The sequence below is a fragment of the Stenotrophomonas maltophilia genome (assembly GCF_047782825.1).
Taxonomy (GTDB): Bacteria; Pseudomonadota; Gammaproteobacteria; order Xanthomonadales; family Xanthomonadaceae; genus Stenotrophomonas.
Genome location: NZ_CP180589.1, coordinates 2,819,277 through 2,835,400 on the forward strand (window position 1 = coordinate 2,819,277; position 16,124 = coordinate 2,835,400).

The window sequence follows — 16,124 nt, forward strand, 5'->3', positions numbered from 1 at the left end:
CTGGCAGGTGCCGACCCAAGGTTGGCACCTGCCTTCCCCCTCACCCGAACGGCAGTTCCGCAGCCATGCACGCGGCACTGATCGCGGCACAGGCTTCTTCAATGGCCGGGGTGGTGGGAGCCAGGCGCGGGCGCCGGTCCAGGGTGCAGGCCAGGCCGACATCCAGCAGGGTGTCGTGGGCACTGTGCAGGGCCTGCGCGGTCTGCACCGGCAGGAACCCGGCCACGGCCAGGGCGTCGATCAGCGAAGGCGTGTCGCGCGGCTGCAGCAGCGCCGGGGCCAGTGCGCTGCGCGCCAGCACACCGGTCTGCAGCAGGAACTCCAGATCGACCACGCCGCCCGCGCCCTGCTTCAGGTCCAGTCGCGCGGCATCGCTGCGGTCCAGTTCGGTACGCATGCGCCCACGCATCTTCAGCACGTCGGCATACAGCGTGCCGAGGTCGCGCGCGCGCCCCAGGGTCTGCGCGCGTACCTGCTCGAAATCGGCCAGCAGGCTGATATCGCCGGCCACGCCGCGGGCGCGTACCAGGGCCTGGTGTTCCCAGGTCCAGGCGCGTTCGCGCTGGTATTCGGTGTAGCTGGCCAGCGAGGACACCAGCGACCCCTTGCCGCCATCCGGGCGCAGGCGCACGTCGATGTCATACAGGCGGCCGGCGGCGGTGACCGCACCCAGCAGGGCCATCACCTTCTGCGCCAGGCGCGCATACCAGCGGCCCGGTTCCAGCGGGCGGGCGCCATCGCTGGCTTCCACGCCGGGCGGGTGGTCGTGCAGGAACACCAGGTCCAGATCGGAACCAAAGCCCAGCTCCAGACCACCCAGGCTGCCGTAGCCGATGATGGCGAAGCGGCCGCCGGGTACGTCGCCGTGCGCGGCCTGCATGTCCGCTTCGGCCAGGGCCAGCACGGTGATGACCACGGCCTGCGCCAGTTCGGCCAACTGCCGGGTGCTGTCTACCGCGCCCTGGCGGCCATCCAGCGTGGCCATGGCCATGCGGAAGCTCAGCGCCAGCCGTGTTTCGTTGAGCCAGCGCAGCTGAGATTCGGGGTCTTCCACCGGCAGCACCTGCTGGCACTCGGCCAGCATGCCGGCCGCATCGGGCATCGGCCCGGAGACGCGCACATCCAGCAGTTCATCCAGCAGCAGCGGGTAGGCGGCCAGGCGCTCGGCCAACAGCGCGCTGCGCGCCAGCACGTCCACCAGCCGCGCCAGTGCGCTGGGCTGTTCGTCCAGCAGGGCCAGGTAGCTGGTCCGGCGCAGCACGGCCTGCAGCAGGCCGAGTACGCGCTTGAGCGCGGCATCGGGTTGTGGCGATCGCGTGGCGGCGTGCAGCAACGCGGGCAGTACACGGTCCAGGCGCGCGCGCGCGGCATCGGACAGCGACTTCACGCCGGTGCCCTGGGCGAAATCGCGCAGCGACTGGTCGGCGCCATTGGCATCGAGGAAACCGGCTTCGGCCAGCAACGCGGCGTCGCTGCCCTCGGGCAGGCTGCGCCAGTAGTTGGCCAGTGCATCGGGCGCGGCCTGGCCCTTGCGCGGGGCCAGCAGTGCGGCAAATTCGGTACTGACGCGCTGCTGATGTTCGGCCAGGGCCGCGCGCAGTTCATCCCATCCGGCATACCCCAGACCGAGGGCGATGCGCTGGCGGTCCAGCGGGTCGCTGGGCAGCACGTGGGTCTGCGCATCGCGCAGCATCTGCAGGCGGTTTTCCAGGCGGCGCAGGAACAGGTAGGCCTCGCGCAGGGCGGCGCCATCGTCCGGCGCGATCTGCCCGGCGTTGACCAGTGCCTGCAGCGCCACCAGCAGGCGGCGCTCGCGCAGCACCGGTTCGCGCCCGGCACGGATGAGCTGCAGGGCCTGGCACAGGAACTCGATTTCGCGGATGCCACCCGCACCGCGCTTGATGTCCTCGTGCAGTTCGCGGCGCGCGACTTCGGCGGTGATCGCCGCCTTCATTTCGCGCAGGCCATCGAGCGCGGTGAAATCCAGATAGCGGCGGTAGACGAACGGGCGCAGAGTCTGCAGCCACGCTTCGCCGGCAGCGATATCGCCCGCCACCGCGCGCGCCTTCAGCCAGGCATAGCGTTCCCAGTCGCGGCCTTCGCGCTGGAAGTACTGGTCCATCGCCGCGAACGACAACGCCACCCGGCCAGCACTGCCGAACGGGCGCAGGCGCAGGTCGACGCGGTGGCTGAAGCCGTCGACGGTGGTTTCGTCCAGCAGCTTGGCCAGCCGCTGGCCCAGCCGCGCGAAGTACTCCTCGGCGGCCAGCGCACGCGGGCCATCGGATTCGCCGCCCTGCGGGTAGGCGTAGACCAGGTCGATATCGGAACTGAAGTTGAGCTCGCCACCGCCCAGCTTGCCCAGGCCGAATACAACAAGCTGCTGGGCCTGGCCTTCGGCATCGCGCACCACGCCGTGGCGCTGGGCGAATTCCTGCTGCAGGGCATCCAGCGCCAGCCGCAGGCAGTCCTCGGCCAGGGTGGTGGCGCCGGCCAGGGTCTGCGGCACGTCGTCCATGCCGGCCAGGTCGCGCCAGATCAGGCGGGTGGACATGGCCGTGCGCCAGCGCCGCAGCTGCGCCGGCCAGTCGCTGGGCTGCTGCGGGTCGAGCACCGGCGCCGGCAGCGGTGGGCAACCGGGCGCGGCCAGCTGGGCCAGCAGGCCGGGCTGGCGGACCAGGGTGTCCAGGGCGAAGTCGCTGACCACGGCCAGACGGGTCAGCGGCGACTGCAGTTCGGCGGGGATGGGCTCAGGCAGCACCTGCGCCAGGCGAGCCAGCGCGCGGTCGACCAAGGGCTGCAGGGGGGCGGGCAGTTCAGCGGGGGCGAAGGTCATACCCAGATTGTATCGACGACCCGGCCGGGGTCGGATCCCTTTGCCAACGGCAAAGGGCTCTGACCCCCTTGATCATCGCGAATGGGGTCAGAGCCTTTTGCCGTTGGCAAAAGGATCCGACCCCGCCCATTGCGTATTCAGCTTACGCATCAGGCAATAAAAAAGCCCGCTTGCAGCGAACTGCCAGCGGGCTCTGCTCCCTCCCCCACGTCGGGATGCAGGGCCATCGTGCGGGCTGCGAAAGCACTTTGCACGCTGCACTGCAAAACAAAACTGCCGGGTATGGGTGCCCAGCGCCCGGAAAAGCCATTCCACGAAGGTAGAACCCCCCGTACGGCGGGGGATGGCCGATAATCGGGGCTCCCCCCGAAACACGTGTCGTCATGTCTGTTGATCGCATCGCCAACGCGCGTCTCCGTGACCGCGTGGTCTCCGCAGAGGCCGCAGCCGCGCTGATCCAGCCCGGTGAAACCGTGGCCATGAGCGGCTTCACCGGCTCCGGTTACCCCAAGGCCGTTCCCGTCGAACTTGCCCGCCGCATCGAAGCGGTGCACGCCCAGGGCCAGCCCTTCCAGATCAGCCTGATGACCGGCGCGTCCACTGCCCCGGAACTGGATGGCGCGCTGGCCAAGGCCGATGGCATCGCCATGCGCATGCCGTTCCAGAGCGACCCGGATGCGCGCAACCGCATCAACGAAGGCAAGCTGGATTACATCGATATCCACCTGAGCCACGTGGCCCAGCATGTGTGGTTCGGCTTCTACGGCGACATCGATACGGCGGTGATTGAAGTGTCGGCCATCCGCGAGGACGGCTCGCTGGTGCCCTCCACTTCGGTGGGCAACAACAAGACCTGGCTGGACCTGGCCAAGAAGGTGATCGTCGAGGTCAACGAATGGCAGCCGGCCGGCGTGGACGGCATGCATGACATCTACTACGGCACCGCGCTGCCGCCGCACCGCAAGCCGATTCCGCTGGTCAACGCCAACGACCGCATCGGTGATACCGCGCTGCGCTGCGACCCGGACAAGATCGTGGCCGTGGTGCGCACCAACGGCCCGGACCGCAACAGCCCGTTCAGCCCCATCGATGCGACCAGCGAGCAGATCGCTTCGCACCTGATCGAGTTCCTGCAGCACGAAGTGAAGAAGGGCCGCCTGCCGCCGAACCTGCTGCCGCTGCAGTCCGGCGTGGGCAATATTCCCAATGCCGTGCTGGCCGGCCTGGCCAAGAGCGGCTTCCGCGATCTGGCCGCGTTCACCGAAGTGATCCAGGACGGCATGCTGGACCTGCTGCGCGATGGCGTGCTGAGCTATGCCTCGTGCACCGGTTTCGCACTGAGCCCGCAAGCCAACGAGACGTTCAAGGAGAACATCGATTTCTACCGCGAGCGCATCATCATGCGCACGCAGGAAATCTCCAACCACCCCGAGCTGGTGCGCCGCCTGGGCTGCATCGGCATGAACGGCATGATCGAGGTGGACATCTACGGCAACGTCAATTCGACGCACGTGATGGGCACGCGCATCATGAACGGCATTGGCGGTTCAGGTGACTTCGCCCGCAACGGTTTCCTGTCCGCGTTCCTGAGCCCGTCCACGGCCAAGAACGGCACCATTTCGGCCATCGTGCCGATGGCCAGCCACGTGGACCACACCGAGCACGACGTGTCGGTGATCGTGACCGAACAGGGCCTGGCCGACCTGCGTGGCCTGACTCCGCGCAAGCGCGCGCAGGTGCTGATCGACAACTGCGCGCATCCGGATTTCCGCCCGCAGCTGCAGGACTATTTCGACCGTGCCAGCCGCGAGAGCTACGGCAAGCACACCCCGCACCTGCTGCCCGAAGCACTGTCGTGGCACCAGCGTTGGCTGGATACGGGCACGATGAAGGGCTGATTGCCCGCTTCTGTAGAGTCGAGCCATGCTCGACTCTGCTTCCCTGTGCAGCCGAGCATGGCTCGGCTCTACAAGGGGCCGCTCCGCAGAATCCCTGTAGAGCCGAGCCTACGCTCGGCTCCACGGCAAGCCGTTTACCCGCGCAGCGCCGCCAACGATTCGGCCTGCAGCCGCTCGTAGATCTCGAACTCGTCGTTCACCGCCACGCCCATCGCCTGCTCGAAGGCTTCGCGGTTGGCGTGGGCGGCATACGCGCGCTGTTCTTCGCCGCCCAGATTCGACTGGAAGATGCCCGCCGCACTGACCGGCAGGAAATCCTCGTAGACGATGGGATCGGCGGTGGCCAGGCCGGCGGCCACCAGCACTTCGGCCGGCAGATCGGCCACGCGCTCGGGCGCTGCGCGGCCGGTGTCGGTCAGCTGGTAGCGGTAATAACCCAGGCCTTCCTGACGCAGCGTGTCGTGGTCATCGGGGAAGCTGGCAAACACCGCCTGCAGCCGCTGGCCATAGTCACCGCCGGTGCTGCCTTCGCCACCGGCATCGCGGGCCTGCGACAACAGCTGGTCGTACAGCGCACGCCCCTTCGGGGTCAGCGCCAGGCCGCGCTGTTCGATTTCGCCGAAGCGAGCCGTGTGCGTGCCCGCGGCACCGCCTTCGCCACCGGGGAAATGCACGGCTTCTTCCAGCGCCTTGAAGCTGGTCTGCCGCAGCAGGATCGGGCAGGCGCGGTGCGGCGGGCCTTCAATCACCGCCTTGGCGGCCATGCCGTGTTCGATCATCGCCGCCTGCGCGGCATCGATATCCAGCGTGCGCGGGGTCAGGTGGTTGATGTGCGGGCCGCGGAAGCTGACCACGTCGGCCACCAGCCGGTGTGCGTCGTGCAGCGCGTGGTAGGTGGGCAGATCGACGGTGGCATCGCCGTGCCAGCGGAAGGTTTCCAGTGCCTCGGCAACGAAGCGCTCGGCGTCGGCCTGGGACAGGCCACCGTCACGCTCGGCCTGGTCGATCAGCGCCAGCGCGCCGTCGGTGAAGATGCGGCGGCGCTCGAGGATGCGGGCGGATTCCGCACGCAGCGCTTCGTCTTCGATCAGCTCCAGGCGCAGCAGCGAGGTGAACACGCGGAACGGATTCTGCGCCAGGGCGGCACCGGTGAGCGGACGGAACGCGGTGGAATGCACCGGCACGCCGGCCACCGACAGATCGTAGTAGGCCACCGGGAACATGCCCATCACCGCGAACAGGCGGCGCAGGGTGGCCAGTTCCTGCGCGGTGCCGACGCGGATCGCGCCGTGGCGTTCCTCATCCAGGCGTGCGCGCTCGTCGTTGCGCTGCAGCTGCGCGGCCAGCGCCGGGTCCTGGTCCAGCACCTGCGCGTTGATCCGCTCCACCAGTTCCACCAGGGTGCCGTACAGCGGCACTTCGGTGCGGTACATGCGGGACATGGCCTGGGCGAACAGGCGGCGGATCACATCAGGCGAAACGAAAGAGGCGCTCATCAGTCACTCGATTACGGGAACGGGAACGGCGAGAGCCGTATTGTCGCCGGAGTGCGCGGTGGGGGCGATATGCAGAGCAACATGACGACCGCCATTCACCGGAAACACCATCGGTAGCGCCGGGCCATGCCCGGCGGGCTGCCAGGCCGCGCGTGGCGCTCGCCGGGCGTGGCCCGGCGCTACCGCTTCAGCTGGCGCTTCAGGGTGGCATCGAGGGTGATCGGCCGGTCCCAGTGCTCGTAGCTGGCCACGATGGCGTGGCGCACCGCGCGTACATGCAGATTGTCCGGCTCCACCGGCATGCGCTTCACCACGGCCTCCCAGCCGCCTTCAGGGTCCTGGCTGAAGGCGCGCACGCTGTCGCGGCAGGTCTGGCCGCTGGCCTTGGCCCAGAAGCAGGCGAAGTAGATATCCCCGGCCTGCCAGCCGTGGGCGGTGAACAGCGCGCTGATATACCCGCGCGGCACGCCGGCATACCGCGATACTTCGTCGAGGAAGGCATCGGGGTAGCGTTCGGCGTAGTGGTTGATGTCCTGCAGCTGGGCATCGACCCAGCGGTCACCGGTTTCCACCGAATAGGCCGCCGAGCGTTCGGCGGTCTGCTGGGCCAGCACGGTGGCCGGCGCCAGCAGCAGGAGTGACAGCAGCAGGGGCAGGAAACGTTTCATGCCCCGATTCTGCCGCAGCCGCCCGGCCCTGTCAGGCCGCGGCCGCCGCCTTGGCCTCGATGGCGGCCAGTGCGGCAGGCCAATCGTGGGCGGTATCGGCGGTGACCATGCGCGGTTCGTCGTCGGCCACGCCGTGCTGGGTTTCATGCGCCCAGGTAACCGCGTACGGGGTGTGGATGCCCCAGCCGCCCAGGGTGACCACCGGCTCGATATCCGAGCGCAGCGAATTGCCCACCATCACGAACTGCTGCATGGGCAGATCGAACTCCGCCAGCACGCGGGCGTAGGTTTCCGGATCTTTTTCCGAAACGATCTCGATACGCGGGAACAGCTCATGCAGCCTGGCCACCTTGATCTTGGCTTCCTGGTGGAACAGGTCGCCCTTGGTGATCAGCACCACCGGGTAGTGTTCGGCAATGGCCGCCACCGACTCCCGCACGCCGTCGATGAGATCGACCGGGTGGCGCAGGGTGTCATGGCCGATATCCAGCATGCGCTGGATGTCCTTGGCCTCGATGCGCTGGCCGGTAATGTCGATGGCCGCTTCGATCATCGACAGGACCATGCCCTTCACGCCGTAGCCGAAAACGGCCAGGTTGCGCTGCTGCACTTCCAGCAGGTGGCGGGCGGTCTGGGTGTCGTGCACGTCGACGTAGCGCGACAGCAGGTCCAGGTAATCCTGCTCGGCCTTGCGGTAGTAGTCCTCGCTCTTCCACAGCGTATCGTCACCGTCAAAACCGACCAGGCCGATGGCGCGCGACGGCGCAGGCGTGGAGGTGTTCATCGCGCAAGGATACAGGGGTGCTGGTGACGATAAAAACCCGGGCGGCCGAAGCCGCCCGGGTCCCCATGCACCGGTTGTCCCGAATCAGCCGGCGATCAGTTGCCGCCGCCGGCGCCGGCACCCGCACCGGCCTGCTGCGCGGCCACGTAGGCCTTGTATTCATCCGGGGTGAGCTGGCCGTCCTTGTTGGTATCGGCCTGGTCGAACACCTGGGCGAGGCCGGCGTTCACCTGTGCCTCGGCCTTGCTGATGGTGCCGTTGCCATCGGTATCGATGCTGGCCCAGGTCTGGCCACCGCCATTGGCCTGTGCCGACGCTGCGGCAGCCGCATCGGAGGCCTGGTTGGCGGCCTGGCCCGCCTGGGCCGCCGACTGCTGCGCCTGCGCTGCCTCATTCTGTGCCTGGGCCGCCTGCTGCTTGGCAGTCTGGGCCATGGCCGGGACGGCCAGCACACTACCGGCGGCGACGATCAGGGCGAGCAGGGGCTTGCGGTTGCGAATAGTCATCAGGGGGGTCTCCTTTGGGTGGTGTCGCGCGGCCTGTTGTTTCCGCACGGCCCCTACCCTGCCACCGCGTTTCTGAATCGATTTTGGGCCGCGACCGGCGCGCACACACCCCATTAACCACTGGCCACGGCGCATGCTTTAGCGCGGTGGTTAGGGCCAGGTGAGCAGCTCATAAGGCGAGCATTCAGCGCGGCCGGATTTAACCGGCACGCAACGAAAAACCTGCGTCAATCGACGTTCCTGGCCGATGACCGCGAACTGAACAAGACCCATCCCAACGCGACACCGGACAGCGCGCCGGCGATTTCCAGCACCACACGGCTGCCCAGTTCGTTGGGATCGTGGATGGTGGACAGGAAGATGCGCGCGTACAGCGGTGATTCCAGCCGCACGATGCCCATGTAGAACAGCTTCCACATATCGATGCCGGCGGAGATGGCGACGGCGAACACGCACGCCCAGCCGATGGCATGGCCCATGGACCAGCGGAACACCCGGCACAGGTGATGCCAGAGGAAGTACACCAGCAGGCCGACGAGCAGGGCGATGGCACCGGCTTCGAGGGAGCCGAGCAGGCCGAAGTGCAGCGGAAGGTTCATGCAGATGCGTGGTTGGAAGGCGGTAGTGAGTGTAAGGGTATCGGCAGGGCTTGCAGCCCTGCACCTGCCGAATCAACGTCAACGTCAACGTCAAAAGCGGTGCTGGCTTTCTGCGGGTTGGGCGGGGCGGTGTGGGTGGGCAGGACACGCCGTAAACCCGTCCATGGGGTCCTACCCACCCACACCGCCCCACCTCTGACAGTTTCCTGCGGCGGTTGGTAACGGCTGTTGCTCTTGGTAGGTGTCGACCTTGGTCGACACGATTTTTCCATCAGATATCGAATTGAATATTGAATCTGGGGGCGGATCCCGTTGCGCAGCGACGGGATCCGACCCCGTGCTCCGACAGATCGCGGAAGTCTGTCGAAGGCGGGGTGGGTCCGGTTGAGGGGGCGTGAGCCGCATGGATGCGGCGACCGAGCTTACATGGACGTACTTGCAGCGTCCCCCTCAACCGGACCCACCCCGCCATCCCACGGATAGCCAGCTTTTGAAGTTGCCGTTGCCGTGGCTTGAAGCAGGTGCAGGGCTGCAAGCCCTGCAAGAGCACCCCATCACCGCACGGGAAAATCGTATGCAGTGCCGGCATCCGGCTCCGGCTGCAGCGTGTAATGCCACCACTCCTGCGGGTAATTGACGAACCCCCGCCGGGCCATCGCCTGCAGCAGCTGCTGCCGGTTGGCGCGCTGCGCCGCGCTCAGCCCCTGCGTCCCGGTATGCGCGCGTTCGCCGAAGAAATCAAAGTCCGTGCCCATGTCCATCGGCGTGCAACCGCCACTGCGGCAATCCAGCAGGCCCAGGTCGACGGTGGCGCCACGGCTGTGGCCCGATCGCTCGGCAATATAGCCATCGGCCAGCAGCCGGGGCTTGTCCAGACCCGGGTACTGCAGGGCCTTGCGCGAGTGCTCGCGCGGGTCGTGCACCCAGTCCATGAAGGCCTGCACCGCGCGCACCGGGCGGTAGCAGTCGTACACGCGCAGGCCGAAGCCCTGTGCACGCAGATCCTGTTCCACCTGCGCCAGTGCCTTCGCCACGGGGGGCAGCAGGTAACAGGCCGGGGCGTCGTAGCCGGGCACGCGGGCGCCGGTGAAGTTGTTGCTGCCGGCGTAACGGATGTCCCGCTCGATCTGCGGTGATACCGAACGGATCTCCACCAGACCGGCGCTGGCTGCGTCGGTGGCCGGCGAGAGGCGGGGTGGCTCAGCGCCGTGGACGGTCGCGGCCAAGGCAATCGCCAGTGCGAGTGAAGTGCAGGTCCTGGAAGTCATAGCTGAAGTCGATGTCCGGATCGAGGGCGCGCAGGTCCAGCGTAGGCGATGTGCCATCACCGGGCTGCAGCCACGCCTGTGCGTCGTCGCCCAGCGTATCCCAGTGCAGCAGCCAGCGATCCTGCGCCTGCAGCACCTGGGCCTGCAGCCGGGGTGATTTGTCCACGCTGAAACGCAGGCCGTCCTTGCCCGGGCACAGCGAGGCCGGCCCCAGCCAGGGATCGCGGTAGCGGCCCTGCCAGCGCGGCAGCGCATCGGCGGCGGCGGGGTGTGCGCCCGCAGTGGACGGCCGTGTACCGCCGCCCGCTGCATCCTGGGCGTGTTCGGCCTTCAGTTCGGCCAGGTATTCCGTCGCCGGGGACGCGCTGCCGGCCGTGGTGAATGCCTTCAGCCTGGACTGCATCAGCGCGGTCCGTGCGTTTTCGCCTTCGCCGTTGATCAGGATCACTACGCCCACCTTGCGGTCGGGCAGCAGCGCCACCGATGAGTACATGCCGGACAGCGTGCCGGTGTGCGCCACCTTCCACTGCCCGTCCATGTCCGAAACGCGCCAGCCATAGCCATAGCCGTAGAAGTGCGCGTTGTCCCAGCGGCGCTGGCGCTCGCCCAGCGGCATGGGCATGTGCAGGGTCCACAGCGTGCGCCGTTGTTCGCTGCCCAGCCAATCGGGCACCAGGGTGGGGTCCAGCAGCACCTGCACCCAGCGTGTCATGTCGCGCAGCGAACAGCGGATGCCGCCGGCGGCCATCGAGGTCAGGTCGGGGCTGGTTGCTGCATCGGCGTTCACCACCACGTTGCGGCCATCGCGCCAGGCATGTGGCTGGGCCACGTTGCCGACCCGCTGCACCGACCATGCACCCACCTGGCAGCGGTCCATGCCCAGCGGTACGAACACCTGTTCGCGCATCAGCTGGTCGTAAGGCTTGCCGCCGGCGGCGGCGGCCACTTCGCCGGCCACCACGTACATCAGGTTGTCGTAGGCGTAGCGGCTGCGGAAGCTGCTGACCGGCTTGAGGTGGGCCAGCCCGGCGATGATGTCGGCGCGGGTGAACTGGTTGGGCTCGGGCCACAGCATCAGGTCACCGGCGCCCAGGCCCAGCCCGCTGTTGTGAATCAGCAGGTCGCGCACCTGCAGCTGCTCGCCCACCCAGGCATCGTGCATGGTGAAGCCGGGCAGGTGGCGCCGCACCGGGTCATCCCAGTGCAGCTTGCCCTGCTCCACCAGCCGCGCCAGCAGCGCGGCGGTCATCGCCTTGCTGTTGGAGGCGATCTTGAACAGCGTGTCCTGGTCGATGCGGCCGCCATCACCGCGCGCGCCTTCGACGTACTGGTAGACCACCCGCCCGTTCTCGACCTCGGCCATGGCCAACCCGGGCAGATGCTCGGACCGGACCACGGCGGCCACATCGGCGTCGATGGCCGAGGTCGCACCCGCCTGCGCGGCCATCACCGTGGCCGGGAAGGCCATCAGTGCGACCACGCAGCGGGCACCGGCCTTCAGTAGGCCCATGTGACGGTCAGCTGCGCGTAGCGCGGTGACTGGAAGCCGGTGCCGTAGCCATACAGCGGGTTCGGCGTGCCGATGCTGTCCTGCGGTTCGTAATCCTGGTCCACGGTCACCACACGCTGCTGGTTCAGCACGTTGTACACCGCCAGCTTCAGGCGCAGGTCGGTGGGGATCGGCACCTTGTACGACACGCTCACGTCCAGGTCGTAGGTCCACGGCGTGCGGCCGTCGCCGCCACGCGGCGAATGCACGAACACGCGTTCGGACGGCACCGTTGCCTGGCAGTTGGACACGCACACGTAGTAGCTGTGGAAATCGGTCGCGTCGAACGGGTTGCCCGCGCCGAAGCGGGTGATCGGGCTGCCCGACTGCACGCCCAGGGTGGCGGCCACGCTCAGGTTTTCGGTCACCGCATAGCTGCCGCGGAACTTGAACTGGTGGCGGCGATCGTTGGCCAGGTAGCCATAGCCGCCGTAGTTCACCCAGGGATTGTCGAAGTTCTCTGTGCGCCCGGCATCGGCGAAATCGGTATCGGAGTTGACCGGGCCTTCGGCGTTGCCGCGGCCATAGGCCAGCGTGTAGGACGCGTTGAAGCCCCACGTGCCATCCCACGCACGGTCGACCTGCAGCTCCAGTGCCTTGTAATCGCGCTTGGGCTTCACCCAGCCGCGCTGGCCCACGTAGTTGCCATCATCGTCGTACAGCGCCCAGCCTTCCTTGGATGTGTCGATGCTGATCCAGCCATCGTTGCTGCCATCGCAGTTGGTATCGCCCCAGACGGTGTTGGTGCGGCCCGGGTTGCCCATGATCCACACCCCGTCGATGGCACCGCACTGGCCGGTGGCGGTGATGTTCATGTCATCGATGGCGTTGTGCAGGCGGCGGTAGGTCACGCTGGCGCCGACCGACCACGCTTCGTTGATCATCTGCTGGAAGCCGAGGATCGCTTCATCCTGGTAGACCGGATCCATGTTGCGGTTCACTTCGGCACGCAGGTCCGGCACGCTGCCATCGCCCTGCGAGTTGTCCACCGGGCCGATCTGCGCGCCCAGCAGCGGTACGTTGTTGGCCGCGCCGCTGTAGCCCAGGAATTCGTACCAGGTGCGTTCGTCCAGGAAGCCGCCGGCCTGCTTGATGTTGATGACGTTGGCCACCGGCAGGAAGTAGCGGCCCAGGTTGCCGAACACCTTGGTGGTGCCATCGCCACGCACATCCCAGGCGAAGCCCAGGCGCGGCGCCACCATGTCGTCGATCTTGATGTAGCTGCTGCCGTCGCCGCCCTTGTTGTCGAAGGCCTCCAGGCGCACGCCCATGTTCAGCAGCAGGTTCGGTGTCACCTGCCAGTTGTCTTCCAGGTACCAGGCCGAGTTGATGGTCTCGAACGCGCCTTCCACTTCGTAGCGGCGGGTACGCGCGACCAGGCCACTGGCCGGCACCACGCCACCATTGAGCGAACTGCCCGGCGTGCGCGCATAGATGTCGTAGCGCAGGCCGCCGGGGCCGGGGTAGGCGCGGCTGTAGTCGGACGTGTTCTCCTCGCGGTCCATGCCGAAGCGCAGCAGGTGGTTGCCCAGCGTCCATTCGAAATCGGCGCGGGCGGCCTTGCGGGTGTCCAGCGCGGATTCCAGCTGTGCGCTGCTGGTGCAGCTGCGGTCGCCCTGCAGTGCCGGCGGCACGCCCTGGCTGGCGGTGCGGTTGTCGAACACGCGGTTGCAGTTCTCGTCCATCAGCGAGCTCTGCACGCGGTTGCGCTTGTTCTCGCCGTACATCAGCTTCATGGTCAGGTCGTTGTTGACCTGCCAGCTGTAGGTACCGGACCAGTTCCTGCCGCCCACGGTGTTGTAGATCTGGTTGCTGCGCTCGCCCACCGGCTGCCCGGTGGCGTAGTCGTAGGCGTAGACATCGGTCAGGGTCTTGCTCTTGTCCGAGAAGCCGAACAGCGACAGCATCTGGTTGTCGGTGATCTGCCAGTCGATCTTGCCGCCCCAGAACGGATCATCGGCCTTGCCCTGGCTCAGGCGGGTGCCGGCATCGTTGGTGGAGGTGGGGCGGTAGTCGCGCGCTTCGTACATGCCGAAGAAGAACAGGCGGTCCTGCACCAGCGCGCCGGAGGCGAACACGTTCAGGGCGCTGCGGCTGTAGTCATCGCGGCTGGCGGTGATGTAGCGGCTGCCTTCGCTGTCATAGCGGTCGCGCGCCTGCGATTGCCAGGCACGCGGTTCGAACACCAGTTCGGCACCGGCCTTGAAGTCGTTGCTGCCCGACCGGGTGACCGCGTTGATGACACCGCCGGTGCTGCGCCCGAATTCCACCGAGTAGCCGCCGGTCTTGACCTGGAATTCCTGGTAGAAGGCGAACGGCACCGACGAGAAGCCGACCCGGTTGTAGAAGTCGGTGACGTTCAGGCCGTTGATGTAGACCGTGTTCTCGGCCACCGACGAACCGCCGAAGGAAATGCCCTGGCCGCCCAGCGAGCCCTTGCCCTTCACCGCGCCGGGGGCAAGCAGTGCCACGGCGGTGATGTCACGGTCCACCGGCAGGCGCGACAACTCCTCGCGGGTGATGTTGGTGGCCGATTCGGTGGATTTCACATCCACCATCGACACCACCTGCGGCGCGCGCACTTCCACCGTGCCCAGGGTGCTGACCGCGCCCAGCGGCACGTTCACCGTGGTGGCACTGCCCAGGCTGACGGTGACCTGGCCGACACGGCTGGCGGCACCGCCGGGCAGGCTCACCTCCATGTCATAGGTGCCTACCGGCAGCAGTGGAATGCGGTAGCTGCCGTTGGCCTCGGCCTGCACCGAGCGGACGAAACCGGTGGCCGGATTGCGGACGGTCACGGTGGCCCCGGCCGGTACCTGGCCGGCGTCGCTGACCAGCCGGCCAACCACGGCGCCATCCTGTGCCAATGCGCTGGGTGCGATCACGCCCAGGCACGCCCCGAGAGCGACGCACAACGCCGCCCGCTTGATGCTGTAAGCCTTCATCCCCTGCTCTCTCCTGCAAGAATTGAATGGTATGGAATGCGATGTGTCGCGCTAGCGTTGCCTGGCTGGCAGTACCCGCCACTGGAAGTCGTAGCTCCATTGGTCGAAGTACAGATTGCCGCCTGCCCACTCGGCCTCGCCGCGCTGCGAGTCGACCGTTTCCGAGCGGAAGTGCTGTTTGGCCGGCACGAAGGCCTGGCCGAAATCGTCGTTGAAGGCGATGCGGTAACCATCCAGGCTACCGATATAGAAGTCGCGCAGCGCCGGTACAGTGCTGGCCAGCGCGCCGGTGGTCACGTCCATGGGCAGCCAGCCATACGGCGCCAGGTAGACCTGTCCCCAGTCGTGCAGGTTGTTGTAGCCACTGCCATCATCGGAAAACACCATGCCCGACTGCCAGCGCGCGGGAATGCCGTTCATGCGCAGCAGGGTGATCAGCAGCAGGGTCTGCTGGCCGCAGTCGGCATGGCCGGCGCGCAGGGCGTAATCGCTGATGTTGCTGATGGTGGAGTACTCGCGCGCACCGGCCCACGGTATGCGGTCGACCGCGGCGAACAGCTTGCGCACCACGTCAAGGGGGCGGGTTTCGCCCTGCAGCACCTGGTCGGAGAACAGCTGCAACGCCGGGGTGAAACGCACATGCGGCAACTGTTCGGCCAGGTAGGGCCGCAGCGCCGGGTCGGCCGGCGTGGGCTGCACGCGTGCCGGATCGATCGCGGTGTGGCGGGCGGACAGGGTGAGCGCGTAGCGCACTTCAAAGTGCGTCGGCTTGCCGGCCACGGCTTTGGCTTCCAGATAGGCGGTGCGCTGCTGGGCGCTGGCCGGTGCCACGCGCGCCTTGCCGGGCGTGCTGCCCAGCCACTGCACCTGTTCCTGCTGGCCGGCAATCTCGCGCGGGTAGGGAATCCACGCACGGATCGTTTCACCGGCCGGCACCGCGTCGGCCTTCACCGTGAGCGACTGGGTGAATTCAATGCGCTGCGGCAGCACCGTGACCTGCCCGCTCTGTTCGGCGGCGGCGACCACGCGCGCATGGTGCGCGTTGAGCTCTTCGTTCGGCCCGGGCGTGGGCGCTGGTGCATCGGCACGGCGGCGCGCACGCGCTTCATCGCTGAGCAGGAACAGGTTGGACGGCGCACGCTTGAAGTACCAGCGCGTGCCATCGATATCGAGGTGTTCGATCAGGCCGAGCTGATCCCAGCGCGCGAACTCCTCATCGGTCAGATCGGGAATGCCGCGGCGCACGGCGGCCTTGGCTGCGCTTTCGTCCAGGCTGAAATCCAGGCGGATGCGGCGCATGCGTTCCTGCTGGAACGCCATGTCCTCGAAGCTGACGCCGGGCTCTGCCGCGTCGGCCGCCGACCACGTGTTCAAGGTGCTGCCGGCGTCGGCAAAGCGGCCCGCGTCGATCATCTGCACGACCCGCGCGAACTGCACCGCCGACGACGGCGGTTCCGCCGCTGCCGCCCCCAGGCACAGCAGCAGCGCGGCACACAGGCCGGCAGCGGCAGGCAGACGCGGTTTGCGAACGGCAGGATCCACAGCGACACTTCCCCAGCGCGGGTGGTAATG

The 16,124-nt window shown here is 67.5% G+C and carries 11 protein-coding genes; 1 reads left to right on the forward strand and 10 read right to left on the reverse strand.

All coding sequences use genetic code 11. From position 1 onward, the window contains the following. Window positions 1–40: 40 nt before the first annotated feature. Window positions 41–2,836, reverse strand: coding sequence for a bifunctional [glutamate--ammonia ligase]-adenylyl-L-tyrosine phosphorylase/[glutamate--ammonia-ligase] adenylyltransferase (gene glnE, locus ACM2ZB_RS13195; RefSeq protein WP_416055781.1), 2,796 nt, complete (start codon window positions 2,834–2,836; stop codon window positions 41–43). A gap of 383 nt (window positions 2,837–3,219) precedes the next feature. Here glnE and ACM2ZB_RS13200 point away from each other — a divergent pair, with 383 nt between their 5' ends. Next, the gene (locus ACM2ZB_RS13200; protein WP_313439403.1) at window positions 3,220–4,734 is read left to right on the forward strand and encodes an acetyl-CoA hydrolase/transferase family protein; all 1,515 of its coding nucleotides are present in this window, start codon (window positions 3,220–3,222) and stop codon (window positions 4,732–4,734) included. 134 nt (window positions 4,735–4,868) lie between these two features. On the opposite strand, the gene ACM2ZB_RS13205 is transcribed toward ACM2ZB_RS13200, so the two are convergent. From ACM2ZB_RS13205 to ACM2ZB_RS13245, 9 genes are all read right to left on the reverse strand, one after another. Then, complete coding sequence (locus ACM2ZB_RS13205) at window positions 4,869–6,230, reverse strand: VOC family protein (protein ID WP_416055782.1); 1,362 nt, start codon at window positions 6,228–6,230, stop codon at window positions 4,869–4,871. A gap of 179 nt (window positions 6,231–6,409) precedes the next feature. Continuing rightward, window positions 6,410–6,898, reverse strand: coding sequence for a hypothetical protein (locus ACM2ZB_RS13210; protein ID WP_416055783.1), 489 nt, complete (start codon window positions 6,896–6,898; stop codon window positions 6,410–6,412). A 31-nt stretch (window positions 6,899–6,929) separates the two neighbouring features. Beyond that, window positions 6,930–7,682: an HAD family hydrolase gene (locus ACM2ZB_RS13215; protein ID WP_416055784.1), complete on the reverse strand. Its 753-nt coding sequence runs from the start codon at window positions 7,680–7,682 to the stop codon at window positions 6,930–6,932. Window positions 7,683–7,777: 95 nt separating this feature from the next. Continuing rightward, entirely contained in the window at window positions 7,778–8,188 is a 411-nt protein-coding gene (locus ACM2ZB_RS13220) for an EF-hand domain-containing protein (protein WP_313439414.1), read from the reverse strand. A 227-nt stretch (window positions 8,189–8,415) separates the two neighbouring features. Then, window positions 8,416–8,787: a hypothetical protein gene (locus ACM2ZB_RS13225; protein ID WP_313439417.1), complete on the reverse strand. Its 372-nt coding sequence runs from the start codon at window positions 8,785–8,787 to the stop codon at window positions 8,416–8,418. A gap of 554 nt (window positions 8,788–9,341) precedes the next feature. After that, window positions 9,342–10,055, reverse strand: coding sequence for a M15 family metallopeptidase (locus tag ACM2ZB_RS13230; protein WP_416055785.1), 714 nt, complete (start codon window positions 10,053–10,055; stop codon window positions 9,342–9,344). Beyond that, window positions 9,988–11,523 (reverse strand): serine hydrolase domain-containing protein, encoded by a 1,536-nt coding sequence (locus ACM2ZB_RS13235; RefSeq protein WP_416058549.1) that lies wholly within the window; start codon window positions 11,521–11,523, stop codon window positions 9,988–9,990. The genes ACM2ZB_RS13230 and ACM2ZB_RS13235 overlap by 68 nt, the downstream gene beginning before the upstream one ends. A 29-nt stretch (window positions 11,524–11,552) precedes the next feature. Then, on the reverse strand, window positions 11,553–14,552 hold the full coding sequence (locus tag ACM2ZB_RS13240; protein WP_416055786.1) for a TonB-dependent receptor: 3,000 nt from the start codon (window positions 14,550–14,552) through the stop codon (window positions 11,553–11,555). A 51-nt stretch (window positions 14,553–14,603) separates the two neighbouring features. Beyond that, window positions 14,604–16,094, reverse strand: coding sequence for a transglutaminase-like domain-containing protein (locus ACM2ZB_RS13245; RefSeq protein ID WP_416055787.1), 1,491 nt, complete (start codon window positions 16,092–16,094; stop codon window positions 14,604–14,606). Window positions 16,095–16,124: the final 30 nt, after the last annotated feature.

Excerpts from the sequence above, each read along its gene's own strand:
- ACM2ZB_RS13215 (WP_416055784.1), bottom strand. The coding sequence starts at position 7,682 with ATGAACACCTCCACGCCTGCGCCGTCGCGCGCCATCGGCCTGGTCGGT.
- ACM2ZB_RS13210 (WP_416055783.1), bottom strand. The coding sequence starts at position 6,898 with ATGAAACGTTTCCTGCCCCTGCTGCTGTCACTCCTGCTGCTGGCGCCG.
- ACM2ZB_RS13200 (WP_313439403.1), top strand. The coding sequence starts at position 3,220 with ATGTCTGTTGATCGCATCGCCAACGCGCGTCTCCGTGACCGCGTGGTC.
- ACM2ZB_RS13220 (WP_313439414.1), bottom strand. The coding sequence starts at position 8,188 with ATGACTATTCGCAACCGCAAGCCCCTGCTCGCCCTGATCGTCGCCGCC.
- ACM2ZB_RS13230 (WP_416055785.1), bottom strand. The coding sequence starts at position 10,055 with ATGACTTCCAGGACCTGCACTTCACTCGCACTGGCGATTGCCTTGGCC.
- ACM2ZB_RS13205 (WP_416055782.1), bottom strand. The coding sequence starts at position 6,230 with ATGAGCGCCTCTTTCGTTTCGCCTGATGTGATCCGCCGCCTGTTCGCC.
- ACM2ZB_RS13225 (WP_313439417.1), bottom strand. The coding sequence starts at position 8,787 with ATGAACCTTCCGCTGCACTTCGGCCTGCTCGGCTCCCTCGAAGCCGGT.
- ACM2ZB_RS13240 (WP_416055786.1), bottom strand. The coding sequence starts at position 14,552 with ATGAAGGCTTACAGCATCAAGCGGGCGGCGTTGTGCGTCGCTCTCGGG.
- glnE (WP_416055781.1), bottom strand. The coding sequence starts at position 2,836 with ATGACCTTCGCCCCCGCTGAACTGCCCGCCCCCCTGCAGCCCTTGGTC.
- ACM2ZB_RS13235 (WP_416058549.1), bottom strand. The coding sequence starts at position 11,523 with ATGGCCTTCCCGGCCACGGTGATGGCCGCGCAGGCGGGTGCGACCTCG.